Raw genomic sequence first — 25,976 nt, 5'->3', positions numbered from 1 at the left:
AAATTAATGTAAATCGGGGGAAAATGCAAAAAAATACATCATAGCTATGTGTGCAACCAATGACCGGATAAGGCAGTATAATAATAAATATAACAAATGTTTATGGGGAGAGGAGGTTCATTCGATGCCTTATTGTACAGCCTGTGGAACAGAATATAAGCAGGCCGCTAAATTTTGCGGAGAATGTGGGACCGCGCTGAACGGTGGAGCTTCACCGACAGCCGAGCGCACGCTGCGAGACCTGACGCCTGCTCAGGAAATCAAGCTATGGGAAGGAAAGCCGGCGGGCATATCCGACCGACTGAAGGGTCTTGTGGGCCTTAATACGACTACTTATACGATTACAAGCCAGAGAATTATAGTAAAGACAGGCCTGATCGGTAAAAATGTCGAAGAGATTGAACTGCTCCGAATTCGTGACCTGGGAGTATCCCAATCCATTCTGGATCGCATGCTCGGTATCGGGACACTGACAATCTTTTCCGATGATGCTTCATCGCCCGAGCTGTGGTTCCGCAAGATCCATGGTGCCCATACTGTCAAGGATGCGCTGCGCAAAGCAGTACGTGATGAGAAGACTGTTAATAACATCAGCTATCGCGAACAGATTTGACCTTATACGCCTTTGTTGCAGATCGAACAGCCCCGGATCATTTCCGGGGCTGTTACCTCGTTCACTTCCATATACAGATTTCCACATCGCCCTGCGTTAAGGAAGAAAGAATACCGCCGCCGGGATGACCTCCTTGACCTGACTGGGACTCTCCCACATCAGCACGGCCCGCGCATCACCCTGATTCTCATAGAACTCCACTTTGATGTCATGCAGCTTGCCAGCGATCAGATTAACACTACCTTTCCGTTCCTGTCCACTCTGCTTGATCCAGCTGTCAATAACCAGTTGCCCATCAATCCAGATTCGAATGCCATCGTCGGATGAAGAGTACACCGTGTAACCCTCACTATAAGTCGCACTGAGTCTTCCGATCCAGCGTACAGAGAAGAAGTCCACACCGATTGCCGGGTCCGGCGAGCCTTGTCTCCAGACAAAGTTAATATTGGCATCCGTCCGTACTAAAGCTGGCATTCCGCTAAGAACCATATTGTTATAATACTCTCCCCGCAGACCACTAACAGGGACTGGCGGACTACCCTCAGGCTTGGAAGCCTGAACTGCAAGCGCCTTCGTATATTCACTCCTGTTGATAGTGAAGCTGGCATTCATAAAATCCTTGATAGCCGCATCCGTGTTGTTCTCATAGAGAAGCTTGCCCCAGGTCATCAGGTAAGACCACCTGCGCTGTGACTTGGCAAGTAGTGCAGGTGACGGAAGCTTGCCATTCTCCCCTATCGCAATCAGCTTGCCCCGCCCAAGATCCCACAACCGATTATGATACTCATCCTTAAAGTCTCCGTTATAGATATCTAGCGCCAGAATATCCACCCTCGCCCCGCCGGGGTAATAGGCTTCCTGTGCTTCAACTCCATTACCATCTGCATTGGGGCTCCATACCCACAATATATTGTTCAACTTATGAGTCTTCGTGAAATGATCGAACATCAAATTCCAAAGTGTGATGAACTTGCTCTTGCGCCCCCACCAGAACCAACCGCCGTTCATCTCATGGTATGGCCTCCATAGTACAGGAACACCAGCATCCGCTAACTTGTGCAAAGACAATGCAACATCATCGAGATCGGCAAGCAGTGCAGCATTCTGGGGAGTGCCGGGCGTTACGTATTTATCGAATTCTGCATTGCTCAGATTCATAGATACATTAGACCAGGCCGGTGCTGTTCCAGGCAGATGAGCGTGATAGGTCAGAGCTACAATCCCCCCGGATTGATACCAGCGGATTGCACTGGCGACTACCCCGTCTCTTTGGCTGCGGATCAGTTCTGGCGTCTGGTTGTTGATGGCTCCCAGTTCGTAGCCATGGAGCCCGGCATACTGTCCCCCAGTCGTCTTCAGCTTATTGCTGAATTCATCGGGACTCTCGAGATAATCATGCTGTCCGTTAATAATCCCCCTGCCTTGTAAAGCATATAACGTCCTCAGAAGATTTCGGGCAGGAACCGTCAAATTCGGATTAGCCGGGGTCATGACCCAATTCCTGAACGCCGTCTGCCACTGCACATCGTTTACCAGCCGTGATGCAGAATCTAACAGCTGCCAAAGCACCCCTTGTTCCATTAGTCCTCACCACCCTTGTACTTTTGGTACATAGTATGAAAAGGCCCTGAACATGGACGCGGCTAATCTACAGGACAGAGAGCCTGTCTTTAGAATCTGCTGTTTCTCTGCTCGATTTTATCAGCGATATACAAATCCAGCGCCCTGATCCCGCGAGTTGCCAGCTTAATGAACAGAATGAATGCATACACTCCACACCCCAAAAAGAACAAATAAAGCAGAACACCAAAGATTCCAAAACCCGTCATCATCACGAAGAACCCCTCCATTGCATAGATTTACAAGCATTTATATGTGGCTAACACCACATCCTCCTCCTGATTATAGAGAATCGCGCTATAATTGGAAATGCGCTATACTGATTGAAGCGCAGAAAAAGGAGGAGCAGAAGTGAAATTACGTAAATTAATCGGCAGTCTCATCATTGTTGCGCTGCTAGCTCTGGGTTCTTACTGGTATGAAGAGAACGGACAGATTCCGCCATCATCCCCATCCGATTCTGAAATTGTTCAGTTGGTCTTTCCCTCGGATCGTTATCCGGAGACAGCCAAGCATATCCAGGATGCCATTGCGAATGGCGAGTCTGCCATATGTACAATCGATCGTGAGCAAGCAGAGAACAACCGCCGCCTCTCTTTAAAGGGCGTCCCTACCAAGAAGGGCTATGACCGGGACGAATGGCCAATGGCGATGTGCAAAGAAGGCGGAGAAGGAGCAGATATTGAATACATATCGCCAAGCGACAACCGCGGTGCCGGGAGTTGGGTTGGCAATCAACTAGAAGGCTATGCGGACGGTGTTCGCGTGGAGTTCTTGTTCCAATAATGAAAGAACCGGCCCCGGATAACCTCCGGGGTCTTATTATGTAAAGGTGTCCACAATATTCGCCATCCACACCCACTTGAATGTGCCATCGTTCAACTCTAACTTGATTTGCAGCGGTTTGACGTTCATAATTCTCACAATACCACTTAATTCTTCAGCTCCAAAAGGGTCCCAAGTATGCATGGAGATCCTGCATCCGGTCTGAAACGAACGATAGATATCTTTCATCATCGCCGTGCATTGCGCCACCGTTGATTCAGGCTTACCGCGGTACTCCATGTCTCTGCACTCCACCTCTAGTCGCTCCAGTAAGCCCTTCATCCAAAATTCCTGACTTGCAGCTATGCTGAAATCCCCAGGATTGATGGTCATGATGTCTGTCCCCCTGCCGAAATTTAACGATTTATTATATTATAAGCGAACAAATGTTCTTATTGCAATGTTTAAAATACTCTATTTTAGTTTAAAATAGAATGGAATTTCATCCATAAACGGAGAGCCAGGTGTTCTATATTTGTTACCGTGGAAAAAGATTATACGGACCCATGTCTGAAACCGAGGCCTTGCAGGAATGGTTTACCTTATCGGGAACGATCAAAGAATTGTACATTGTCGAAGTGGATCAGAACACCGGAAGAATCAAACGCCAGATTGGGCCTGCTCGCAGAAAAAAGAAATAACCCCCGCCCGGCTAAGGCCAGGGGGGGACAGTACGATAAAGCTATCCTAGAACAAACAGGCTTTAGTGATGATAACCAACAGAATGAAGAGAACCAGAATAGCACCTGTAGAAGTAAAAGGACTTACACACGGAGCGACAACCGGAGCTTCATTTACCGGACTAACATTTCCACAACCGCAACCATATCCTGCACCCATTTAAATTTCCTCCTTAGAATGATGAATATTGAATACAGCTCAGAATATGTGGAATTTCGCCTTGAGGTATGGGCCAACAGGTAAAGAAATGCGTGACAATTATATCAAGGCCTTGACCGAGCTATTTTTGTGTACCCTGCCTGCTTATAAAAAAGAATATCCCTGTCGATATAGCTTATAGAGGAGGTGCGACATGGATATTGCAGCATTATCTACTTCAATGAGCCAGGCATCCCTGGCCCAGGCTGTGGGTATACAAGTATTAAGTATTGCTAAGGACCAGGCAGAAACTCAGACCCAGAATCTGGTGCAGATGCTTGAACAAAGCGTTCATCCGAGCTTAGGAAAAACACTTGATATTCGCGTCTGATTGTTTTATGCTAATCAACAAGAACATTAGTTCCCTTTTTCGAAAAATTCAAAAGACACCAGGCGGAAAGCAGACACCTGCTTTCTCCGCCTATCTGTATTTCACAAAGCCCTCCGGGCTTTTCTTTTACTTTTAAATACGAACATACGATCCTATAATGAGGTGGATGAAGTGAAATCATATTATCAAATGACTGTTTTGGAGAAATGGACAGAGGATTTATACAACAGACTCCAAATAAAGCAGCCTTCCCAAATCTCCATCGAGTATATTTCAGAGCGTTTGAATATCTGGGTTCATTATCTCGATGTGAGAAGCAAAGCGGTGGAGGCATCTGCCGGGATGTATAGCATGTTCATTGATAACCGTTTGCCATCAAGCATGCAGCGCCTGGAATTTCTTCACGCCCTCTGCCATCTGCTGCGCCATTCCGGGAAGCGTACGCTCATGCCCGAAATCTTCACTCAAGATCAGGAGGATGAATCCGACCGCTTCATTCTGTACGCCTCCATGCCCTACTCCATGATCTCGCACATGCCATTGCCGGAGCAGCGTGGAGAGGCGATCCGTTACCTGTCAGCTATGTTTCAAGTCCCGAACGAATTGGCTGTCCAGCGGATTGATCAGATACAAAGACGCATATTTCAAGGTCAACTGCTTGCGGTAATGTCCCCAGCAAATTAATTCCAATGATATTCAGTCCGGCTCGCGGGGATAATAGCGATAACAGAATCGCCAAGCTATTAACCGCCCACCCGCGTTACATGGCGGAATGTTCTCATTGGAGGGAGCTTATGGAAGCCACTAAAGTCATTGCCTTATTATTGACCCATCCCGAATACAATGTTGATGCAGTACACCCCGAAATGCCTGATTTTGTCGGAATCGAAACGATTGAAGTGGACCACGAGACTCAGACCTTCTCCATCCTGCTGCAAGAACCCAAGGAAGATGATATAGTCCTATAATCATACGCTCCGCTAGGTTGATTGACCGGCGGAGCCCATATGATTCATGAGACCATAAGATCCATAAGACCTGCATCAGTATGAACCGCCTCCCGTTGACGGTTGTTATACCTATCATAATATGGGTATAATTAACACAGACTAATTTATGGGGGCAATTTAATGAATAAAGGCGTACGTCAGAACTTGCAAGCCGCAGTGGCAAACAACGAACGTATCAACCTCGTTTTATTGAATGGCGGGAATTTGAAGGGCACAGCCGAAGCCTTGACCTACCGAATGATCAAGATACAGACGGAGGAAGAATCACTCTGGGTTCCGATTACGGAGATCGAGAGCGTGTCCCATACATTGCAACACAATATAACCGGTACCCCGGTGGATCAGGAAGCAAGCAGAGAGAAAGACAGCCAGATCACAATCGGCCGCATCCAAGAGGCAATAGCCCAAGAGAATAACCCCAGGCAACTGAGAGCCTTGGCGGAGCTTCTAATCACGTATCTGGATAAGAAAATCTACGACTAACCACTCTACCGACACACCGCCGTAAGCAGACATCATACATTCTCCATCCTTCTCATACATAGGCCTGACTACATCAAAGCACCTCGCCTTACCGGCAAGGTGCTTATTTTGCGGCTTTTCATATGCCTCCCCACTACTTTGCTATCGTTCTTAAAGCACCCGTCAGCCGCTTAATTCCCTCTGTCCCAGCCCAACTCCCGGCACTCGCCAAAATCACGTTATGAAACAACTTCAAAGCTATGGAATACGCCATCGTTCCGATCACGATCTCCATGACAATAAACCGCAGGATATCCCCGGAGGTTATAATATATACCTTAAACTCCTGATTATGCAGCATGGGCTCACCATCCACCTCTATAGCGTTTATGTAACTCATATGCTTTCACCAGTTTGTCTGATTCCTGTAAAAAACAAAGCAGATATCACTAGGTAAAAGTATTTTCACCTTATCCCCGAATAAGTAATATCAATATCCTTCCAGTATTGTAGTAATATTTACCTAGTTCTGATAGACTATATCTAAATATCATTCAATTCAGGAGGATTTTTGTCGTGAAAAAAGTAATACTTCCCTTGTTCCTATCGATAATTCTGATGCTCACACCTGCACTGGCCAGTGCCCACCCGGGTCGGACCGATTCAAAAGGTGGTCATTATTGCCGCACAAACTGCGAGAAGTGGGGATTGAAAAAGGGGGAATACCACTATCACAACAGTGGAACCAAAAAGAAAAAACACTGATTTCCCATAACTCTGGCACCTCTATGTAAATCAAATGAGCTGCCAGAGCAAAAACAAGCCTTAAATTTTCTTCAATATATTCTCATTAACTAGAATAGTTTTATTCTACGTTCCGTAGCCTAAAGAACTTCAGGATCCATAAGCTGTACTCTAAATTCCCCAGATTTAACCATCGTATGGAATCTAAGCCTCTGCGTCGAAGTAAGATATGAATATTCCTCTTTCCCAACTTCTTCCGGGTTACCCAAAGCACTCATGCTTTGATCCTGAGTCCATTGAACAAATTCTCCCAGGTTAAGATAATCAATGGTGTCTATTACATACTCGACAGTCAGCTTCAAATTATCTTTTAAATTCCATATTGCCACTTTAGAGTCCACTTCAAATGAATTGTCGGGGTTAGAACAAAGAATCAATCTTCTCCTGATTAACATCAGGAATAAAGTTCCCCTCAATCAAATCATTGGCTGCCTGAATTAACACAAACAGCGCTTGTTTTTCTCCTAAATCACTGCTCTCAGTTACTTTCTTTTTCAAAGACGGTATGTAATTATTTTTATAATATTCACTGTATTTATTACTAACCAACACTAAATCTTCCTTGTTTACATCGAATTCATATACATCATCCCAATAGGGCATTTGAGCATTACTAAGATTGTCCACATCTATTCGATATGAAATCACAAACTCATTTACACCATCGTGGTCTATATCAACACTTTTAGGTTCAAAGATGTCGCTGATTAGTTTAGTTTTAACAACACCTTCTTTACGGTACTCTACTTCAAATTCTCCCCGACCATTGTTTCCACCGTTTGACATAAAAGAAGTATGGATAACCTCTTCAACTAAATCCGCCTTTAGCGAGTCTTCGACTAATTGCTCTTCCGGTTCTAGTTCTGGTTCTTTTTCTGCTTCTACCGCGGGTATAGTTTCAAATGTTACCTTATTGTTATTCTCATCCGTTGAAGCTTGATGGTTCTTTATTGAAAAAGTAAACTTAGTCAAAAATCCGAAACTGATTACAGCTGTTACAAGAAGAATTGCGGCAATGTAAGATGAATTTTTGATAATTCTTTTCTGCTTTTCTTTGTTTCTTTTTAATTGTTGTTCATTTTTCTCACGTTCTTCCATCTGCTTTTTTGCCTTTTCTTCTTCAAAAACCCTCAAATTCCGGATTATTGTCTCTTCTTCATTATAATCAGTCAGAACGTTCTCTTTGTTTCTTCTGCATCTTTTACAAACTAGTTCAATCTTTTCAGATGAAGAGGTATCGTTGTTCCACATTGAATTATTCCTGTGCTTCTACTCTCATATAATTCATAATCAAGGCATTCAACAGGACATTCGATATTTACTAACATTCCATTCCCCCGCTTAATCGCTTAATAAACGTAGATCGTCTTCCTCTGGCTCTTTTCCTAATTTTGAATTAATTTTATGTAATTGCTCTATAATCTCGGATATACCGATGAAAAACATCCCCGACACAAAACCAGCAGCCCAATACAACAGAGTGACAGACCATATTTGTTCATATGTGTCACTATAGAGTCCAACATTCTCTCTCCCAAATACCAAACCCAGAATGAAGCCTGCTGCGATGTTAATAATCCCTATCCAAGTAATTACGCCAGAAATTTTATTTTCCCTTTCCAACAACCTGATCACCACCTTCCCAATAGTTATATATTACCATATTAATTATAGGCAACTATACTTCTTTGCGGAAAAACATGAGCCGACCGCTCCAACGAAGAACTGCTCACTACCAAAATGGCTGCGCGATGCTACAGATAAGGGGGTATAACCTTACTCGAAAGATGCCCTTTACATATATCATTCTTAGTAAAATGCATAGATTACCATCCTTTTATCTGATAGAATCAATTTTAAATAATTATCAGATTTAGGGGGAAGAATGATTGGAAAAGTCGATTTTAAAAAAGTGGTGGTTTTGGTTACTGGTGATAATTATTTTTGGAGTGAAGTGGTGGCTTTGCTTACTGGTGGTACTTGTTTTTGGAGTTATGGGTAATATGGGTGGAAATAAGAAGGTCGCTGAGTCCACACTGTCAGCTACAACTACCGTAGAACCTACGAAGGAAGTCGTAGCTGAAGCGAAAGCAGAACCTACAGAAGATCCAACGCCAGCTCCCCACAGTGGAGATAACAGAAGCTCCTACTGAAAAGCTCCCCCAGCATCAACTGCCGCTCCTGACAAAAAAACTGCACAAGATTGAAAGTCAGAGATAGGCCTTTGATTGTTATCAAAACACAAAATATACATATTACGGTGCCCCACGAACCTCAATGGTCCGCGGGGCTTTGTTAATCTTTTAGGATCTGCAGTTTTGGAATATTATTAGCAGCTTTAAGTTCTATAGTTATTTTGTAGTATTCCTGGCCTTCCCACACTCAAGCATATTCGCTCCGCTAAGTCTATAAACAGCAAAAAACCCTTACAACGTAAGGGTTTTGGCGAAGTGGGCCCTGAGGGACTCGAACCCCCGACCAATCGGTTATGAGCCGACCGCTCTAACCAACTGAGCTAAGGGCCCGGATCTAAAATATCCGTATTTAGGAGTGCTGAGGATGAATAAAATTGGTTGCGGGGGCAGGATTTGAACCTGCGGCCTTCGGGTTATGAGCCCGACGAGCTACCGGGCTGCTCCACCCCGCGTCAGTCATTAAATTCAAACAGCGACAATAATTAATATACATTACATGATGCCTCTAAGTCAAGAGAATTTAGAAAAACTTCTCAAGGGAGGAAACGTACCCCGTACTTTCCCTTACGGGAACGGTAAATTTCCACGAAACGCGGATCATGATAGCCATAAATCCATCCGTCCTGCTCTAATCGTTTGGCTAGACATCCGGCTTGAAATCGGGTCCGGAACAACTTGGCGAAGTATATCCAGTTCATGCTGTATTCGGCTCCTTTGTCGGCAAAATAATGGGATTCCTTCATGAGCTTATCATACCCAGTTTTCATAAAATAAGCCGCCGAAACTCCCGGCGGCTTTGGACCTTTTATTTGGAATAAATAGTGATTAATTCCTCACAGCACCTTGTGACATCCAGCCATCCTCCAGATCAAAGGTAGACGCCGGGGATTTTTTCAGCTTCGCAAGCATCTTATTACCCTGGGATTCCCAGGTCTTCAGTGCTCGATCCACAGATTGGCGGCCGTTATACACTTCGATGAACAACTGCCGGCCGGCATCGCTGATTTGGGTAATTCCCGGCTTCTGCGCCTCCAATTGATCCATAGCGGGATCACCGGCAGGCAGTGGTTTCTGTGTATAAAAAGGCTGCAAATCCAGGCCCGGCTGACTGGAAGTAATGTAGTCTGTGCGGGACGTCAGTTCGTAGTTGTTATGGGCTTTGATTTTCGCCACTTCGTTGCTGTTCACGAACTTAATCAGGTCCCAGGCATCCTCTGGATCGGGCGCGTTAGCACTGATCGCCATCATATTTCCCAGCCAAGTGCCGGATGACACCCCCGGCTTCTCCGCATGTGAAGGTACATTCACAATGCCCCAATCCGCCAGCTTGTAGTTGGGGATTTTGGAGGCATTTCGCTCAATATCCGCCAATTCTTTCACATAGCCGTACTCCCCGATAACCATTGCAGCCTTACCTGTCGCGAATAGATCTCCCTGAAGCGGGTTGAAGCCATTGCTCTCGGGACTACCGACATCGCTGACAAACCCGGGAATAATCCCTTTATGCACAAGTTCACTATAGGTTGTCCATGCTTTTTTCCATGGCTGACTGTTGACAGTCATCTTCTCGCCTTTGTTATCGTACATGGTCAGCTGAAGCGGCGATATATAGGTCAGCATGTCCCAGAATGGATCACTGGAATAACGGCTCATGGAGAATCCGTAGACGCGGCTATCTGGATGACCCGACACTTTGGCCATTTTGGAAGCATTGACAACCTTCGTCGCCAGTGTGAAGACTTCATCCCAGATCATTCCATTCGTAGGATAAGGCAGACCTGCCTTGTCAAAAATAGCTTTGTTATAATACAAAGCACTTGAATTAAAGGTCGGTGCCAGAGCGTACAGACTGCCGTTACCCAGCTCGCGGATACCATCCAGCATCGTCGGCGCCATATTGCTAATATCATAATGGTCACGATCAATCAGCGGCTGAAGCGGTTTGAGCATGTTGTGGTCTCTCAGGCTCTTGATGAGCGTGCTGTCCCCGACAATAACATCCACAGGCTTGTCTCCGCCCATGAGCTTCCGAATGCTCTCCAGGTTGTCTCCTGCGGGTGCTTGCGGGCCAGGATTGAAACGGGTGTCACTACTGTTTATGGCGGGCACAATCTCAAGCTTGACCTCTGGATGCTTCAATTCATACAGATCCGTAAACTGTTGGCGAAAATAGGTATCCTCTTCTCCGCTCCACAAGCTGCCGATCCGCAGCACACGTTCTTTCTGCTGAGCATGGCCTTGCTCTGATTCTGCCCACGCCGTATGTAAGTTCGATGACGCCAATGGCAGCAGCAATGCCGCGCTGAGACCCAGACTCACTCGGCGGATAGCCTTACGTTTCTTGTCAGTTATATTCCTATTAAATTTCACTATATATCCCTCCCGAACATACTAAACACTAGGTCATGAATGCCTGGTTACTGGAGTAATCATCCATTCCTTCTTTATGTATTATATAGGTTTATAGCATCGTGAAAGTTACAGCAAATTTAAAGTTAAACAACGAATCTTTCATCGAATCCCCTTATATTGGAACAAATAGAAACGGATTATTCGTCCGCTAAGGAACGGTATCCGTTTCAACGAGAAATTTAGGAGTGATTTATAGCGAAAACATATATATTCTTATATTAAAAAAAGTCCCTGCGCACCAAGGCGAGGGACTGTAAAACATCATTTATACTCCAAATGCCGCAGGATCTTTTCTCCAGGAATGCAGAAGATCTACATCACTTGCAGCAATTTTACTCTGAGACAGTGCAACATCAATCAACGTAGTGTAATTGGACAAGCTCAGCAGCGGAATCTCTGCATCAGCGAATGCTTGTGTAGCCCGATCTAGCTCATAGCTGAAAATAGCCAGTACCGCCAGTGGCACGCCGCCGGCCTCCTGAACCGCCTGAGCGGCCTTAATGGAGCTGCCCCCAGTGGAGATCAGATCCTCAATAACGATCACCTTCTGCCCTGGAGCAATCAGGCCCTCAATCTGGTTCTGTTTGCCATGGCCCTTAGCTTTGTCACGGATATATGCCATAGGCAGATTCAGCTTGTCAGCTACCCAAGCCGCATGCGGGATACCCGCTGTTGCTGTTCCGGCAATCACTTCAGCATCCGGGTAACGGCTCTTAATCAGCTCGGCAAAAGCATCGGCGATATAGTTGCGGACCTCTGGATACGATAAAGTCAGACGATTATCACAGTAGATGGGCGACTTAATACCGGAAGTCCAGGTAAAAGGCTCTTGCGGACGCAGGTTTACCGCCCCGATCTCCAGCAAATACGAAGCGACCTGTTCACTTTTATTCGAAAATTGGCTCACGCTTGAATCATCTCCTCAATAATGGTTAGTGCCGCTTGACGCGGATCGGATGCTGCCGTAATCGGCCGGCCGATGACGAGATAGTGGCTGCCCTGCCGGATCGCTTGTCCCGGTGTCAGGACTCTCGTCTGGTCATCCATCGATGAGCCGGCTGGCCGGATGCCAGGGGTCACTGTGCGAAAATCCGGGCCACAGGCGGACGCAATGGCCGCCGACTCCTGCGGGGAGGCTACAACGCCATCCAGGCCTGCTTCCGCAGCCAGCTTGGCATACCGAACCACCGTGTCATCTACATTGCCCGGGATTCCAATCTCCCCGTTCATGACTTCCTGACTCGTACTGGTCAGCTGGGTTACCGCAATAATCACCGGCATATTAAGCTTCGGATTAGCGCTAACCGCAGCCGCTGCGCCCTCACGGGCAGCAGCCATCATAGCCTTGCCGCCTCCGGCATGCACGTTGAACATATCGGCACCCAGCCTTGTAATGCTGCCTGCTCCGCCTTTTACCGTGTTCGGGATATCATGCATTTTGACATCCAGGAATACAGAGTAGCCTCGTTCTTTCAGCTCCCGCACGAACTCCGGCCCAGCCGCATAGAACAACTGCATGCCTACTTTCATATAGCATGGGATACCTTCCAGCTTCTCCATGAGCAGTCTTGCACTCGCTACATCCGGGTAATCCAGGGCAATCATCAGCCGCTTAGCCATATCTGACCATGCAGCATCGTGATCTGCCTTCACCTCTTGCTCTTGTTCGTAAGCCATAACCACCGCTCCTATCCAGTTTCACCTTGTCCACGAGGACCCTCATTCATCTTATTCATGGCCCGGTCATGGCGGGACGGTCTGCGAATCATCCGCAAACCGTCCCTGTAGCATGTTCAATGCTGTCTATTCAGTTCTTTATTGACCGACAAATGCAGGCATGGACTGCGACGAGAAGTTGATTGTCTGCAGCATTCTCAGCAGCGCCGCTACGGTGTCGAGGGAGGTCATGCAGACCACGCCATTCTCTACCGCTTCACGGCGGATACGGAATCCGTCACGCTCTGGTGTTTTGCCCTTAGTCAGGGTGTTGAAGACAAAGTTCGCTTGTCCGCTGCGGATCAAGTCGACGATGTTCGGCTCCCCTTCGCCCAGCTTGTTCACGTTCATCACGTTCAGGCCAGCATCTTCAAGTGCGATTGCCGTACCGCCTGTAGCAATGATTTTGTAACCCATCGCATGGAAGCCCTTCATCAGTTCAACCGCTTCAGCTTTGTCCTTGTCAGCCACCGTCACGATAATGGCTCCCGTAGCCGGGATCTTCATACCCGCTCCGATGAGACCTTTATACAGCGCTTTGGCATACAGCTTGTCGCGGCCCATAACTTCACCGGTGGATTTCATTTCCGGCCCCAGTGTAGGCTCTACGCGGCGCAGCTTAGCAAAGGAGAACACCGGCACTTTAACCGATACATAATCGCTTTCCGGCCATAGTCCTTCTTGGTAGCCGTCTTCCTTGAGCTTGCCGCCAAGGATAACTTTAGTCGCCAGGTGGGCCATAGGAATCCCGGTCACCTTGCTCAAGAACGGAACCGTACGCGAGGAGCGCGGGTTAACCTCGATGACATAGACTTCATTTTTATAGATAACGAACTGGATGTTGACCAGACCAATGGTCTTCAGTTCCTTGGCAATCTTGATTGTAATTTCGGAAATCTTCTGCTTCAGACCTTCATCCAGATATTGCGGCGGATAGACGGCGATAGAGTCACCGGAGTGAACCCCTGCCCGTTCCACATGCTCCATAATGCCCGGAATGACTACAGTCTCTCCGTCGCAGATGGCGTCTACCTCAACCTCTTTACCCAGCATGTAACGGTCAATCAGTACCGGATGCTCTGGATTCACCTTGACAGCTTCGACCATGTAGCTCAGCAGTTCAGTGTCGTTGTAGACAATCTCCATCGCGCGTCCGCCAAGTACGTAAGACGGGCGAACCAATACCGGATACCCCAGCGACTGTGCGGTTTCAACCGCTTGATCGACAGTCGTAACCGTCTTACCCTTCGGCTGTGCAATATCAAGACGGGAGAGCAATGCTTCGAACTTCTTGCGGTTCTCGGCTTCGTCGATGCTTTCCAGACTTGTTCCGAGAATATTCACCCCGGCAGCACTCAGCGGTGCCGCAAGGTTGATCGCGGTCTGTCCACCGAACTGAACGATTACCCCAATCGGGTTCTCCTGCTCTACCACGTTCATTACATCTTCAAAGAACAGTGGTTCAAAATACAACCGGTCTGATGTGTTGAAGTCTGTTGATACGGTCTCCGGATTGTTATTGATAATTACCGCTTCGTAACCAGCCTTCTGAATCGCCCATACTGCGTGTACAGTGGAGTAGTCAAATTCAATCCCCTGTCCGATACGGATCGGACCAGAGCCGAGCACGATTACCTTCTGCTTATCGGAAGGTGTCACTTCATTCTCGGTCTCATAGGTGGAGTAGTAGTAAGGTGTGGAAGCCTCAAACTCAGCCGCACAAGTATCTACCATCTTAAACACCGGCTTCAGCCCCTGGCTGAGACGCAATGCCCGTACCTCGGATTCCTTCGTTTGCTTGCCGTTAGGGTCGCCTTCAGCACGGATCTCGGCGATAGCCCGGTCTGTGAAGCCAAAGCGCTTAGCTTCGTACAACGTTTCCGCTGTGAGGCTTTCTTCCCCGCGAATGACGCTCTCGAAGTTCACCAAACCTTCAATCTTGGAGAGGAACCACCAGTCTACGTTAGTGATATCCTGGACCTCTTGCAATCCGTAGCCGCGGCGGAAAGCCTCGGCGATCAGGAACAGACGCTCATCATCGGCTTTTGCCAACCGGTCTCTCAGGACCTGCTCCTCCAGCTTCTCTGCACCTGGCAGACGGAAGCGGTGAACGCCGATCTCCAGGGAACGAACCGCTTTATGAATGGACTCTTCGAAAGTACGGCCGATGGCCATAACCTCTCCGGTCGCTTTCATCTGTGTGCCCAGCTTGCGGTTAGCCGATGTGAACTTGTCGAACGGCCAGCGCGGGATTTTGCTCACGATATAGTCAAGGGTAGGCTCGAAGCAGGCATAAGTCTGTCCGGTTACCGGGTTGACGATTTCATCCAGCGTGTAGCCGAGAGCAATCTTGGCAGCCATCTTCGCAATCGGATAGCCGGTTGCCTTGGAAGCCAGTGCCGAGGAGCGGCTGACACGCGGGTTCACTTCAATGACATAGTATTGATAGCTTTGCGGATCAAGCGCGAACTGTACGTTACAGCCGCCTTCGATGTTCAGCGCACGGATAATTTTGAGCGACGCGCTGCGCAGCATTTGGTACTCACGGTCAGACAGCGTCTGGCTTGGCGCCACAACGATACTGTCCCCGGTATGTACACCCACCGGATCAAAGTTCTCCATGTTGCAGACCACGATACAGTTATCGTTGGCATCGCGCATAACTTCATACTCGACTTCCTTCATGCCGGCGATGCTCTTCTCAACCAGACATTGTCCGATCGGGCTGTAGCGGATACCAGCCTTAACGGTCTCACGCAGTTCCTCTTCGTTATCACAGATACCGCCGCCTGTACCACCCAAAGTGTAGGCAGGACGGACAATCAGCGGATAGCCGATCTCATCAGCGAAGCTCAGAGCTTCTTCCAGTGTAGTAATGATCGTGCTCTCTGGAACCGGCTGTTCCAGTTCACGCATCAGATCACGGAACAAGTCGCGGTCTTCGGCCTTCTCAATGGAATCCAGCTGAGTTCCGAGCAGTTTCACATTCTCCTGCTCCAGCACACCAGCGCGGGCCAGTTCTACTGCCATATTCAAACCAGTTTGTCCGCCAAGTGTTGGCAGCAACCCGTCAGGACGTTCTTGGCGGATAATGCCGGTTACGAATTCAAGGGTGATAGGTTCAATATAGACCTTGTCGGCCATATTGGTATCGGTCATGATGGTCGCCGGGTTGCTGTTGATCAGCACTACCTCAACGCCTTCTTCTTTCAGGGCTTGGCAAGCCTGAGTTCCTGCATAGTCGAACTCGGCTGCTTGGCCGATGACGATCGGACCGGAGCCGATCACCAGGATTTTTTTAAGCTTCTCATTCTTAGGCATTCTTATCGTGCTCCTTTCACGGCTTCAAGCTGTGGCTTTGGCTGCGGCGCCGTGATTCTGGCGTTAGCTGCAAGTTGTGCCTGACGCGGGTTGACTGGTTTACTTGCCTTGTGTTCTGCGATCATTTGCAGGAAACGGTCGAACAGGTAACTGCTGTCATGCGGTCCTGGCGCTGCTTCCGGGTGATATTGCACCGAGAAAGCAGGGTAACGTTTATGTTTGAGACCTTCAACGGTCTTATCGTTATTGTTGATATGTGTAACTTCCAGCTCCGTACTCTTGATGGAGTCCTCGTTAACGGTGTAGCCATGGTTCTGCGAAGTGATGAAGCAACGTCCGCTCTCCAGTTCTTTTACCGGATGGTTACCACCACGGTGACCGAACTTCAGTTTCTCGGTATCGGCACCGCAAGCCAGGGCGAACAATTGATGGCCCAGGCAAATGCCGAAGATCGGATATTCGCCAAGCAACTCAGAGATGGTCTTCACTGCGTAAGGCACATCTTTAGGGTCCCCAGGGCCGTTGGACAGTTGAATACCATCCGGGTTCAAGCGGCGAATCTCATCTGCTGTTACATCATGTGGTACGACTACAACGTCACAACCACGGTTGTTCAGCTCACGCAGAATTCCTGTCTTAGCACCGTAATCGACGAGTACGATTCTTTCCTTGTTGCCAGGGCTGATATACGTGTTCGGAGTCGATGTACGGGCCACCTGATTGCGCAATTCCTCTATACTGGTGTCACCCATCATTTCCTGCAGTTCTTCTACCCGTTTATTGGATGTGGTCAGGATTGCTTTCATCGTTCCATAGTGGCGAATGATGCGGGTCAGCATCCGGGTGTCAATCCCGCTGATACCGGGAATGCCATATTCCTTCAGCAGATCGTCTACGCTGTATTCTGCGCGCCAGTTACTTGGCACCGTCTCATGACGACGCACCACAAATCCGTGTACGAACGGACGTGCCGATTCGAAATCATCACGTGTGATGCCGTAGTTTCCGATCAACGGATAGGTCATGGTAACGATCTGACCGCAGTAAGAAGGATCCGACAGTACCTCTTGATATCCTGTAATTCCTGTGTTAAATACAACCTCGCCTGTCTTCTCGCCCTCGGCACCAAATGCGGTACCTGTAAACAGCGTGCCATCCTGCAGCAACAATCTTGCCTGCATTCCCTTCCACTCCTTCTTGTTGTTTCTATTATAAAAGTTCGTTAGTTAGTTTGTCTCATTCCAGACCAGCTTGCCATCCACCCAGGTACTTACCGGCCAACCTTTAAGCTTCCAACCGGTAAAAGGAGTATTCCGACCCTTAGTCGCAAAATCCGCCGGGTTCACTTCCTTCTCCTGTTCCAGATCAATCAGTGTCAAGTCTGCAGGCGCTCCGGCTTCCAATACCCCGGTGTTCAACCGGAATACGCGAGCCGGATCAGCGGTCATCCGCTGGACCAGCAGGGACAAGTCCCATTTGCCTGTGTCTACAAAAGCCGTGTAGAGCAGCGGGAAGGCTGTCTCAAAGCCTACGATACCGAATGGCGCAAGCTGCATCCCCTTAGCTTTCTCGTCTTCGCTATGCGGAGCGTGATCGGTAACGATCATATCAAGCGTACCGTCCAGCAGACCTTCGATACATGCTTCCACGTCACGGCGCGAACGAAGCGGCGGGTTCATTTTCCAATTGGCATCCAGCCCTGGAATGTCCTCTTCCGAGAGCAGCAGGTGATGCGGGCATACCTCAGCGGTTACCTTAATCCCGATCTCCTTGGCTTGACGGATCAGACGTACCGATTGTTCTGTGCTGACGTGGCAGACATGATAGTGAACCCCAGTCGCTTCCGCTAGCAAAATATCCCGGCCGACATGGATCGCCTCCGACTCATTCGGAATCCCGATCAGGCCGTGCTTCTCTGCGAACGTTCCTTCAGCCACACAGCCGCCCTCCACCAGTGAGTTATCCTCACAGTGGGCAATCACCGGCATATCCAGCTTTGCAGCCAGCTTCATGGCGTCTTTCATCATTTGCGCGCTCTGCACGCCCACACCGTCATCAGTAAACCCAATCGCTCCGGCTTCCTTCAGCGCTGGAAAATCAGTCAGCTCTCTGCCCAGCTCATTCTTCGTAATCGCTGCATAAGGCAGGACCTTTACCAGACCGGCTTCACGAGCCTTGTCTTTAACCAATTGCACCACTTCGGGGCTGTCTGTCACCGGACGCGTATTCGGCATGCAGGCGATGGTGGTAAAACCGCCCTTGGCTGCCGAACGGCTGCCCGTTTCAATCGTTTCCTTGTGCTCAAATCCTGGTTCACGCAGATGCACATGCATGTCAATCAGGCCGGGAATCAGCAGCTTTCCTTCTGCATCAACGATCTCAGTAGCTCCGGTTACTTCCTCATTTCCATCTATAAGAGCGGAGATCACTCCGTCCTCAATGACGATGTGTTTGCGCTCCGGCTTGCCGTCCTTGTTCAATACGCTGGCGTTTTTAATGATCACTGTCATGATTCTCCTTTTTGCCTGCAGACCACTGCCGCAAGCTTCCCCGTTATTATATAATAAAAATTCATCATTGTGTATATTTATTAATCGGTTAATGTTAGCTTTTTTTAGAGAAGCGCTCTTTCGAGTACAGCCATCCGTACCGGTACCCCGTTGGACATTTGCGGAAAGATGCGCGACTGGCTGCATTCCACCACTGCATCATCAATCTCAACGTTCCGATTCACCGGTGCAGGGTGCATGATGATCGTGCCTGCACTAAGCTTCGAAGCGCGTTCTTCGGTCAGGCCGAACTGGCGGCGATATTCTTCTGCCGACTGCAGAATTCCGCTGGCATGACGCTCGAGCTGTACCCGCAGCATCATCACCACATCAGCTTGCATCGCCTCTTCCATGGAAACATATGGCGCGTAAGCCGCAAGCTCGGGAGCCTTCATATTCTCTGGTGCGCAGAACTGCACCTGTGCTCCCATCTTGGTCAATCCCCAGAGGTTGGAACGAGCCACACGGCTGTGCAGGATATCTCCGATGATCGACACCTTCAGGCCTTTCAGAGCACCGAAATGCTTGGTCATGGTATACATATCCAGCAGCGCTTGTGTCGGATGTTCGTTGTTACCATCACCCGCGTTGATTAGCGGGATAGCTACTTTCTCCGCAAGCTGCTCCAGCACCCCTGCCGGCTTCAAGCGAATAACCCCCGCGTCGATCCCCATGGATTCCAGCGTCCGTACGGTGTCGTAGATCGACTCGCCTTTTTCTACGCTGGAAGCAGCAGCCGTGAAGTTCAACACTTGTGCACCGAGGCGCTTCTCAGCCATTTCGAATGAGAAGCGGGTGCGGGTACTATTCTCAAAAAACATGTTGGACACAAACCGCGATTCCAGAACGGGTGTTAATTTCTGACTCTGATTATCCCAATGGGACGTTCTCTCCAGCAGCTGTTCGATCTCTGAGCTATCCAGATCCTTTAAGCCGAGCAAGCTGCGTTCCTTCACCTTGGTTGCTGTCATCATGATTATTTTTCCTCCCATTGCGAAATAATGGACACTTCGTCTTTACCGTCATATTCCTTCAGCGCCACTTCGATTTGCTCATGTTTGGAGGTAGGTACGTTCTTGCCGACATAATCTGGCCGGATCGGCAGCTCACGGTGACCGCGATCCGCAAGGACCGCTAGTTGAATCATCCGCGGCCTGCCGCAGTCCATCAGGGCATCCATCGCCGCCCGGATGGTCCGTCCGGTGTAAAGTACATCGTCGCATAGAATAACTTTTTGATCGTGGATGCCTGCGCTGTCCGCATTCAGCATCAGATTGCTGCTTACTACCGCCGAGGCTCCTGCTTCACTGCTGCTCTTGCCCTCATCACTACGGTCATCGCGATAATGGGTAATATCCAGCTCACCGTAAGGAATGGCTACCCCTTCAATCTCCTTGATGCGCTCTGCAATCCGGCGGGCCAGATACACGCCCCGAGTGCGAATGCCCACTAACAAGCAGTTCTCAATACCTTTGTTCTTCTCCAAAATCTCATGTGCAATTCGTGATAACGCCCGGCGAATCGCCGTTTCGTCCATAATGACGTTTTTTTCAGTAACCATGATTGTCATCCTCTCTGTTAGAACGCCACTTCAAGTTCCTTGGAAAACAAAAAACTCCTTGCCTGAAACAGGCAAGGAGTGGAATCCACACATGAAGAAGATGACGGCTGCGCACATGAAAAGACTTCCGTATAGTCATACGGATACCTTCCTAGAGTCGCGAACCTCGATTCACGTTACCTTGCCAGTCTCACGGGACTGAATTAAAGGCGCTATTCATTTAATAGAAGTATGACAGAATGAGCACAGCATGTCAACTCCGAGAAGTGATTTTGGGAAGAAAAGGCGTTACATATTCACAATCGGAATTTCGTTCTCGATCCGGAATCTACTTTCTGCAACCCAGTCTCGTAGAAATCAACGGCGACATACCCTTGTGCTTCAACAAAAGTATGAAATTCAAAAATAGCATTCAGTGATTCCAGACGCTTTTCAAGGGGCAAATGCTTACTTGTAGAACGGTAAATCAGGGTGGTTATGTTTTGCTGCTCCAGCGAAGGACCAATGCGAATGAAGGCATTCACCTTAGAACCATTCAAATACTGCTGCGTCGTCAGAACAATTTACCTAGAGAGCGCAGTCATTCAAGATCGTGTTGTTCTTGATCCATTCCAGTGCCTCCCAATCAAATTTGGCCGGTCGCTTCCTTCTTCTCAAGAAACACTACAAACTGCTCAACGTCCTCAAAACGATTGATGTCGACCCCTTTGCTTCGCAGATAAGCCTCTAACATAGTGCTTAAACGTTCAGTAGCTGCTTGTAATTGCGATAGATCTTGTGAGTGAAGAAGTGACACCAGATTCGGGAATCCCAATTGCAGGTACTGCTCCTGGTATTTAAAATCAGTGGTATAATCACTTGGCCAATGCCCGGTTTCAGCGTAAAACAAAAAGGCAGCGATTACATCCTGCACATGGACAGCAGAGAAAAATGCAGTATCGAAATCATTCGCCTCACAAGCGGTAATGATTTTATCAAGAACGCCCTTTTCCTCTTCGTAAAAGCCCTTCATTCTATGGGGGTAAGCAGGATTGCTGTAGTGCTTTTCTTTTTGCACAATAATTAATTCAAGAGTATCTGCGACGAGTGCTTCACATGCCTCAAGAATATCGGCGTTCACGCCGCTTCGTGTAATCGTTTCTATATAAGATTCTAAGCGAACCGGCTTAATCTGAAGGCTTAATATTTGTTCCATGTTTTTACCAAAGCCCTTTGAGTAATACGTCCTATTTAACAGGGCAAGGCTTAGAAATATCTTTGTTAAAATACCATGTGCCTCTGTTCTATAGAACGTTAAAGAACCGTACTCTTTAGCGCGGGTCAGCTTATACAAATGCACATAAACGTCACGAAGTTCGGCTTCAGCCTTCTCTATCATCTTTTGCGCATTCACAGAGGCCTGCAATGCAGAGGTGGTCTCCCGAAGCTTCAAAAATCTTGCGCGATCTTCATCCGAACGGGTATACAGTAGCTTACAATCTGTGATAATCGTGGTTTTATCTTCTTGAAACGAAGCCATTCTCTCCGCACGTTCCCAACTAATCGGCCAGAAATCAAAGCTTATGTCATCAATAATAAATTGAATACTTGCGTCATAACCTTTCGGTGTGGCTGGAATAAAAAAGAAGTCCAAGTCAGAACGTTTCGTCTCCGTTCCCTGCGCGTATGACCCGTAGTAAGCAACAATCGCAATCTCTTCAGCGTAGACTTTCTCTATATGATTCAAAAGTGACTTGGCAACCTCAAATACCTTCAGCATTTCAATTCCCCTTTGTATATAAATGGATATCCCATTTCATAATACTAAAGTCTGTGGAATTATTTCGGTAAAGTTTAATTATAATTAGTAATTAACAAAGACCATCCTGGGTACAGGATGGCCTTTGCATTTAAACAGCCCACAAGTTTTATTTGTTATTATAGCTCTCTAAAAGGGTTTCGATGGACACCCCATTAACTTTAAGCCCTGAGATATCGCAGTCTTTAATATCGACGTTTGAAAGATTGCAGTTTAAGAAGGAGCTCCCCTGTAATTCGCAATTTTCGAACCTGTTAGGTTCTCCATGCATCTTAATATCGTGGAAATAAGCTCCTCCCAGTTCACAATTACTCACCTCAATCTCCCACAGTCCAACCTCAACAAATTTTGCAAGATGGAAGGTTATATTGTTAAAGACGGTCTTGCTCATATTGATATCATCAAAACTGGAGCCCTCCAGATTAATGTTATAGAATCGTGTTGTATTCAGATCGCTGTCGTCAAAATCACTGCCTCCCATAGCCACACGCCGGAATTGCGTTTCTGGCATTCTCTCATCTTGAAATACCTTCTTCTTAAACTCCTCGTTCAATCTGTTCTGGCTGAGATTATCATTCACCATGCTTAACATCCCCTTCTTTAATGATGTTCTTGATCTGCGGAGTCTGCTCTCTACTGCCTCGACGGATATACCAAGGAAATCGCTGATTTCCCTAATCTTATAGCCATCAATGTAGTACAGAATTGTGACTGTACGGTTAGCTTCGGATAGGGTGTTTAGAGCATTCCATACCTCACTCTGAAGTTCTTTCTTTAATAATTGATCTTCGGTGCTTTCTAGCTGCGGAGTATCTACTTGTTCCGCTAATTCGTACACTTCCTTGTGCTTGTTAGCCCTGAACCAATCCATGCATTCCCTTGTGGTAACTGCATATAACCAACTGCCAAGTTTTTCGGGTTCCTTTAAGCTGGACAGCTTCTTGAATATCTTGACAAAGACCTCCTGTGCAATATCCTGTGCAGTGTGGAAATTACCCAATTTGCCGTAAGCTACCCCGTAAACTGCATTGGCATATTTGCTGATCAGTTCACCGAATGCATCAACCTCTCCTTTACACACCCTATTTACCAGCTCTGTATCCGTACAACCCACTTTCATCCTCCTCAAATTAAGGTCATAACATTAGACGTAAGAAGAATTAAGAAACCGTCTTAACTATTATAAATTTATTTGAAATAACCGTGTTTTCCTCTCTTCAACTACACTATAATATATGAAGTATGTATAATTCGAATATGTATGATTCTAAAGGAGAGTGTAACTTGTGCCTGAAAGCTGTGTTCCTACTGGTGTGACGCTAAAAGATACTAGCTTTGGATATACATTGTCTTTGATCGGCGGTAAATACAAAATGATTATTTTGTATTGGCTGTCTGAAAATAAAGTTTTGCGGCATAATGAGCTGAAGCGAAATATCGGTACCATTTCTTTTAAAACGCTAAGTATTATGTTAAAAGAATTGGAGGCCGATGGCCTTATCCTACGGAAGGAATATCCCCAGGTGCCGCCAAAAGTTGAATATTCACTGTCTGAGCGTGGTCTTTCCCTTATTCCCTTGTTAGATATGATGTGCGATTGGGGAGATAACAACAAGCCAGCCATTCTGGTTTAAATGAAAAGAAGTATCTCCTCATAAGGAAATACTTCTTTTCTTTTAGTTTTAATAAAGCTTCTATTTTACAGATTGTCAATAAAATTCAAATAATCTTGCACGCTTTTTTCCAAATCGCTTATAGGATACTCACTTTCTGTACCATAAAACGCATAGAACGAACGATAATCCGCACCGCAGTATTTGAAGGTTGTTTCAAAAGGAGATAACAAATGCTCAAGCGTTTCATTTCGAACCCTTCTGTTATTATTCAAACTAATCCCTATCCGTCAGGATACCGCCAAGATCACCTTTATCACGGAAATGATTCATGAACAACTGGAGTTCTCCTGTACACCGGCAGGCAAAGTAGAATATCTAATGTACACGGATGATCACGGGAAAACTCATAGGGGATACATGATAACCGGATAAAAATTATCACCTGCTGCATCCGGTCTCTCCTACCCAAGAGATTGTTTAGCTGAATCGCTAATCCTCTTTAAAGAAACCTATATATTTCATTAGTTCTACTATTCCCTTTAATTGCGCTATTAGCTTATCGTTTAATTTTTCAAGTGCTAACTGAAACGAGCGATCTATTGTTGTAAAATGTTGTGTTTCTAGGTCATTTAGAAGGTCTTTCAGATTTTCAGTGTAATAAATTGTTTTTCTTAAGCTGCTAATCACTAAGATCTTCCGCAATTCAGACATAGTGAAAATTCGATAACCATTACCTTCGTCTCGTTCTGAGGAAATCAACCCCTCCTGCTCCCAATGCCTAATAGCAGAGGTGTTAACCCCAGCAATTTCAGCTGCTTTTCCAATAGTCAGTGGCTGTATTAATTTAATATTTCTGTATTGGCTGAAATCAGCATTTCTGATCATACCCAGTATTTCTTCAACCCGCTGTTTTTCTTCTTGAGTCAGGTACAGCTGATGGTTCACTAGCCAAAGAGCATCCGTTATATCACCATTCTTGATTCGCCTCATGACATCGTAGACTACAGGTATATCATATCCCTTCAATAATGATCGAATGGTACTAAAAGCCTGAAAATGTACCAGAGTATAGGATCTATGACTTCCTGCCGTTCTCGGTACATCAGGGATTAATCCTTGTTCTTCATATCTCCTTAAAGTAGTGGTACTTACGTTCAGTTTGTTAGCAATTTGTGTAGGTGTGAATATACTTTGCATTTCCCCACTCCCAAATCTTAAAGTAAAACCTTAAAGTGCTGCGTTAACATAAAATCCGAATTCTATACTAATACCAAGGTTTTGCTGGGAAAAACCGGACTATTGCATGAATGTTGTATGTTATTAGTATATCCGGTGGGGAGTGATCATGTTGAACAAAATCGTAACATTAAATGATGGATCAAAATTAGAGGCAGGTTTGACTGGAGATCCTGCTAGTAAAGTAATTATGTTACCAATCGCTAAAAAATCTGTTTTTGGTCAAGAAGCTGAAACGTTGAAATTGTGGGGTGTAGATCCTGAACTAGGAAGAAATTTTGTGGAAGGACTTTCTGATAAATTTCAGGTGTTGTACTTTGACTATGAAGGCCACCTTTTTCGCAATCCTCAACCAGATCTTCTTACACCAGAGAACATCTCAAAGGATTTATTACGAATCGCTGATGAACTGAAGGTTAACACATTTAGTTATTACGGCTACTCCTGGTTGGCTCTAATTGGCTTACAATTGGCGATTAGAACAAACCGTTTGGAAAGTTTAGTTATGGGAGGATTCCCACCCTATGAGGGGCCCTATAAAGAAATGATGGTAGTAACCACAAAGACTTATGAGCAAGCATTAAATAATCATGATAACTCTAATTATCAATTCGAAGAAAATATCAGTGCAGAGGATTTCGATTGGGATAACTTACAGGTAACCATAGATCCAAAACAAACCAAACAATTTGTCACCATGTACAAAAACTTAATAGATTTCGATGATAGCAAAATTCAGGCCGGATTAAACTTTCCTAAGCTTACATTCGCTGGTGACAAAGATACTATTGTTTATGGCGAGAACTTTGGAAATGTAACTGTCAATATCAGCGGTTTATTAAAGAAAAATGAAGATGTACTAAAGCACTATGGCTGGGATGTTAATCTGTTATGCGGGGAGAACATGGATCATACAAAAGCGATGCAGCCTGAAACGGTTCTGCCTTTGATTAAACCTTGGTTTATTGAAAATCTATTATCGAAGTGAAAGCATTCTCGCTGTAGTAATTTTCACTTTTCTTTCAACC

The 25,976-nt window shown here is 46.6% G+C and carries 30 protein-coding genes, 2 tRNA genes and 3 pseudogenes; 11 read left to right on the top strand and 24 right to left on the bottom strand.

Features of this window, described 5'->3' with window-relative positions; translation table 11 throughout:
* Positions 1–124 precede the first annotated feature (124 nt).
* Positions 125–613 (top strand): PH domain-containing protein, encoded by a 489-nt coding sequence (locus HPT30_RS19140; RefSeq protein ID WP_175372921.1) that lies wholly within the window; start codon positions 125–127, stop codon positions 611–613.
* A gap of 96 nt (positions 614–709) precedes the next feature.
* Here the strand turns inward: HPT30_RS19140 and HPT30_RS19135 are convergent, their stop codons facing one another.
* Together HPT30_RS19135 and HPT30_RS19130 are read right to left on the bottom strand one after the other, a co-directional pair.
* Positions 710–2,194 (bottom strand): glycosyl hydrolase, encoded by a 1,485-nt coding sequence (locus HPT30_RS19135; RefSeq protein WP_175372920.1) that lies wholly within the window; start codon positions 2,192–2,194, stop codon positions 710–712.
* Positions 2,195–2,283: 89 nt separating this feature from the next.
* Entirely contained in the window at positions 2,284–2,448 is a 165-nt protein-coding gene (locus HPT30_RS19130; protein ID WP_175372783.1) for a hypothetical protein, read from the bottom strand.
* Positions 2,449–2,584: 136 nt separating this feature from the next.
* Here HPT30_RS19130 and HPT30_RS19125 point away from each other — a divergent pair, with 136 nt between their 5' ends.
* A complete protein-coding gene (locus tag HPT30_RS19125) occupies positions 2,585–3,019 on the top strand; it encodes a NucA/NucB deoxyribonuclease domain-containing protein (RefSeq protein ID WP_175372919.1) in 435 nt (144 codons plus the stop codon).
* Positions 3,020–3,055: 36 nt separating this feature from the next.
* Here the strand turns inward: HPT30_RS19125 and HPT30_RS19120 are convergent, their stop codons facing one another.
* Positions 3,056–3,391: a hypothetical protein gene (locus HPT30_RS19120; protein ID WP_175372918.1), complete on the bottom strand. Its 336-nt coding sequence runs from the start codon at positions 3,389–3,391 to the stop codon at positions 3,056–3,058.
* A gap of 173 nt (positions 3,392–3,564) precedes the next feature.
* On the opposite strand from HPT30_RS19120, the gene HPT30_RS30460 reads away from it, so the two are divergent.
* Positions 3,565–3,699: a hypothetical protein gene (locus HPT30_RS30460; protein WP_281364515.1), complete on the top strand. Its 135-nt coding sequence runs from the start codon at positions 3,565–3,567 to the stop codon at positions 3,697–3,699.
* A 46-nt stretch (positions 3,700–3,745) separates the two neighbouring features.
* Here the strand turns inward: HPT30_RS30460 and HPT30_RS19115 are convergent, their stop codons facing one another.
* Positions 3,746–3,898, bottom strand: coding sequence for a hypothetical protein (locus HPT30_RS19115; RefSeq protein ID WP_175372782.1), 153 nt, complete (start codon positions 3,896–3,898; stop codon positions 3,746–3,748).
* A 193-nt stretch (positions 3,899–4,091) separates the two neighbouring features.
* Between HPT30_RS19115 and HPT30_RS19110 the strand changes: the two genes are divergently transcribed.
* The 4 genes from HPT30_RS19110 to HPT30_RS19095 all read left to right on the top strand — a co-directional run bounded on the left by HPT30_RS19110 (position 4,092) and on the right by HPT30_RS19095 (position 5,761).
* Positions 4,092–4,268, top strand: coding sequence for a YjfB family protein (locus HPT30_RS19110; protein ID WP_175372917.1), 177 nt, complete (start codon positions 4,092–4,094; stop codon positions 4,266–4,268).
* 171 nt (positions 4,269–4,439) lie between these two features.
* Positions 4,440–4,952, top strand: a complete 513-nt coding sequence (locus HPT30_RS19105; protein ID WP_175372916.1) for an ImmA/IrrE family metallo-endopeptidase — start codon at positions 4,440–4,442, stop codon at positions 4,950–4,952.
* Positions 4,953–5,062: 110 nt separating this feature from the next.
* Complete coding sequence (locus HPT30_RS19100; protein WP_175372915.1) at positions 5,063–5,236, top strand: hypothetical protein; 174 nt, start codon at positions 5,063–5,065, stop codon at positions 5,234–5,236.
* A gap of 162 nt (positions 5,237–5,398) precedes the next feature.
* Positions 5,399–5,761, top strand: coding sequence for a hypothetical protein (locus tag HPT30_RS19095; protein WP_175372914.1), 363 nt, complete (start codon positions 5,399–5,401; stop codon positions 5,759–5,761).
* A 133-nt stretch (positions 5,762–5,894) separates the two neighbouring features.
* On the opposite strand, the gene HPT30_RS19090 is transcribed toward HPT30_RS19095, so the two are convergent.
* Positions 5,895–6,140, bottom strand: coding sequence for a hypothetical protein (locus tag HPT30_RS19090; protein ID WP_246317257.1), 246 nt, complete (start codon positions 6,138–6,140; stop codon positions 5,895–5,897).
* 218 nt (positions 6,141–6,358) lie between these two features.
* Here HPT30_RS19090 and HPT30_RS19085 point away from each other — a divergent pair.
* Positions 6,359–6,478: pseudogene (locus HPT30_RS19085) on the top strand (YHYH domain-containing protein); the annotation flags it as partial.
* Between the two features lie 146 nt (positions 6,479–6,624).
* Here HPT30_RS19085 and HPT30_RS19080 read toward each other — a convergent pair.
* The 3 genes from HPT30_RS19080 to HPT30_RS19070 all read right to left on the bottom strand — a co-directional run bounded on the left by HPT30_RS19080 (position 6,625) and on the right by HPT30_RS19070 (position 8,170).
* Entirely contained in the window at positions 6,625–6,873 is a 249-nt protein-coding gene (locus tag HPT30_RS19080; RefSeq protein ID WP_175372913.1) for a hypothetical protein, read from the bottom strand.
* 31 nt (positions 6,874–6,904) lie between these two features.
* Positions 6,905–7,795, bottom strand: coding sequence for a hypothetical protein (locus tag HPT30_RS19075; protein WP_175372912.1), 891 nt, complete (start codon positions 7,793–7,795; stop codon positions 6,905–6,907).
* 90 nt (positions 7,796–7,885) lie between these two features.
* The gene (locus HPT30_RS19070; RefSeq protein WP_175372911.1) at positions 7,886–8,170 is read right to left on the bottom strand and encodes a hypothetical protein; all 285 of its coding nucleotides are present in this window, start codon (positions 8,168–8,170) and stop codon (positions 7,886–7,888) included.
* Positions 8,171–8,547: 377 nt separating this feature from the next.
* Here HPT30_RS19070 and HPT30_RS19065 point away from each other — a divergent pair, with 377 nt between their 5' ends.
* Entirely contained in the window at positions 8,548–8,697 is a 150-nt protein-coding gene (locus tag HPT30_RS19065; protein WP_175372910.1) for a hypothetical protein, read from the top strand.
* Positions 8,698–8,995: 298 nt separating this feature from the next.
* Here the strand turns inward: HPT30_RS19065 and HPT30_RS19060 are convergent.
* From HPT30_RS19060 to HPT30_RS18995, 14 genes and pseudogenes are all read right to left on the bottom strand, one after another.
* Positions 8,996–9,069 (bottom strand) — tRNA-Ile (locus HPT30_RS19060).
* A 45-nt stretch (positions 9,070–9,114) separates the two neighbouring features.
* Positions 9,115–9,191, bottom strand: a tRNA-Met gene (locus tag HPT30_RS19055).
* Between the two features lie 81 nt (positions 9,192–9,272).
* Positions 9,273–9,506 carry a hypothetical protein gene (locus HPT30_RS19050; RefSeq protein ID WP_175372781.1) on the bottom strand — a complete coding sequence of 78 codons (234 nt, stop codon included), beginning with the start codon at positions 9,504–9,506 and terminating at the stop codon, positions 9,273–9,275.
* 58 nt (positions 9,507–9,564) lie between these two features.
* Positions 9,565–11,109 carry an ABC transporter substrate-binding protein gene (locus tag HPT30_RS19045; RefSeq protein ID WP_175372909.1) on the bottom strand — a complete coding sequence of 515 codons (1,545 nt, stop codon included), beginning with the start codon at positions 11,107–11,109 and terminating at the stop codon, positions 9,565–9,567.
* Positions 11,110–11,416: 307 nt separating this feature from the next.
* Entirely contained in the window at positions 11,417–12,058 is a 642-nt protein-coding gene (gene pyrE / locus HPT30_RS19040) for an orotate phosphoribosyltransferase (RefSeq protein WP_175372908.1), read from the bottom strand.
* A complete protein-coding gene (pyrF, locus tag HPT30_RS19035; protein WP_175372907.1) occupies positions 12,055–12,828 on the bottom strand; it encodes an orotidine-5'-phosphate decarboxylase in 774 nt (257 codons plus the stop codon). The genes pyrE and pyrF overlap by 4 nt, the downstream gene beginning before the upstream one ends.
* Before the next feature lie 138 nt (positions 12,829–12,966).
* Positions 12,967–16,188, bottom strand: a complete 3,222-nt coding sequence (gene carB, locus HPT30_RS19030) for a carbamoyl-phosphate synthase large subunit (RefSeq protein ID WP_175372906.1) — start codon at positions 16,186–16,188, stop codon at positions 12,967–12,969.
* A gap of 2 nt (positions 16,189–16,190) precedes the next feature.
* Positions 16,191–17,369, bottom strand: coding sequence for a glutamine-hydrolyzing carbamoyl-phosphate synthase small subunit (gene carA / locus HPT30_RS19025; RefSeq protein ID WP_175372905.1), 1,179 nt, complete (start codon positions 17,367–17,369; stop codon positions 16,191–16,193).
* Positions 17,370–17,414: 45 nt separating this feature from the next.
* On the bottom strand, positions 17,415–18,698 hold the full coding sequence (pyrC, locus tag HPT30_RS19020; RefSeq protein WP_175372904.1) for a dihydroorotase: 1,284 nt from the start codon (positions 18,696–18,698) through the stop codon (positions 17,415–17,417).
* 104 nt (positions 18,699–18,802) lie between these two features.
* A complete protein-coding gene (locus HPT30_RS19015; protein WP_175372903.1) occupies positions 18,803–19,711 on the bottom strand; it encodes an aspartate carbamoyltransferase catalytic subunit in 909 nt (302 codons plus the stop codon).
* A 2-nt stretch (positions 19,712–19,713) separates the two neighbouring features.
* Positions 19,714–20,298 carry a bifunctional pyr operon transcriptional regulator/uracil phosphoribosyltransferase PyrR gene (gene pyrR, locus HPT30_RS19010; RefSeq protein WP_175372902.1) on the bottom strand — a complete coding sequence of 195 codons (585 nt, stop codon included), beginning with the start codon at positions 20,296–20,298 and terminating at the stop codon, positions 19,714–19,716.
* A 347-nt stretch (positions 20,299–20,645) separates the two neighbouring features.
* Positions 20,646–20,841: pseudogene (locus HPT30_RS19005) on the bottom strand (serine/threonine protein kinase); the annotation flags it as partial.
* Positions 20,842–20,923: 82 nt separating this feature from the next.
* Complete coding sequence (locus HPT30_RS19000; RefSeq protein ID WP_175372901.1) at positions 20,924–22,057, bottom strand: kanamycin nucleotidyltransferase C-terminal domain-containing protein; 1,134 nt, start codon at positions 22,055–22,057, stop codon at positions 20,924–20,926.
* 148 nt (positions 22,058–22,205) lie between these two features.
* Positions 22,206–23,210 carry a sigma-70 family RNA polymerase sigma factor gene (locus HPT30_RS18995; RefSeq protein ID WP_175372900.1) on the bottom strand — a complete coding sequence of 335 codons (1,005 nt, stop codon included), beginning with the start codon at positions 23,208–23,210 and terminating at the stop codon, positions 22,206–22,208.
* A 172-nt stretch (positions 23,211–23,382) separates the two neighbouring features.
* On the opposite strand from HPT30_RS18995, the gene HPT30_RS18990 reads away from it, so the two are divergent.
* Entirely contained in the window at positions 23,383–23,730 is a 348-nt protein-coding gene (locus HPT30_RS18990) for a winged helix-turn-helix transcriptional regulator (RefSeq protein WP_175372899.1), read from the top strand.
* Between the two features lie 65 nt (positions 23,731–23,795).
* Here the strand turns inward: HPT30_RS18990 and HPT30_RS18985 are convergent.
* Both HPT30_RS18985 and HPT30_RS18980 read right to left on the bottom strand, forming a co-directional pair.
* Positions 23,796–23,954: pseudogene (locus HPT30_RS18985) on the bottom strand (NAD(P)H-dependent oxidoreductase); the annotation flags it as partial.
* Between the two features lie 247 nt (positions 23,955–24,201).
* Entirely contained in the window at positions 24,202–24,909 is a 708-nt protein-coding gene (locus tag HPT30_RS18980) for a MerR family DNA-binding transcriptional regulator (protein WP_175372898.1), read from the bottom strand.
* 151 nt (positions 24,910–25,060) lie between these two features.
* Between HPT30_RS18980 and HPT30_RS18975 the strand changes: the two genes are divergently transcribed.
* A complete protein-coding gene (locus HPT30_RS18975) occupies positions 25,061–25,936 on the top strand; it encodes an alpha/beta fold hydrolase (RefSeq protein WP_175372943.1) in 876 nt (291 codons plus the stop codon).
* Positions 25,937–25,976 lie beyond the last annotated feature (40 nt).

This window comes from Paenibacillus agri (assembly GCF_013359945.1).
In the GTDB taxonomy this organism is placed as follows: Bacteria; Bacillota; Bacilli; order Paenibacillales; family Paenibacillaceae; genus Paenibacillus_AQ; species Paenibacillus_AQ agri.
Note: the sequence above shows the minus strand (reverse complement) of the source record. Positions and strands in the feature narration are given on the sequence as shown.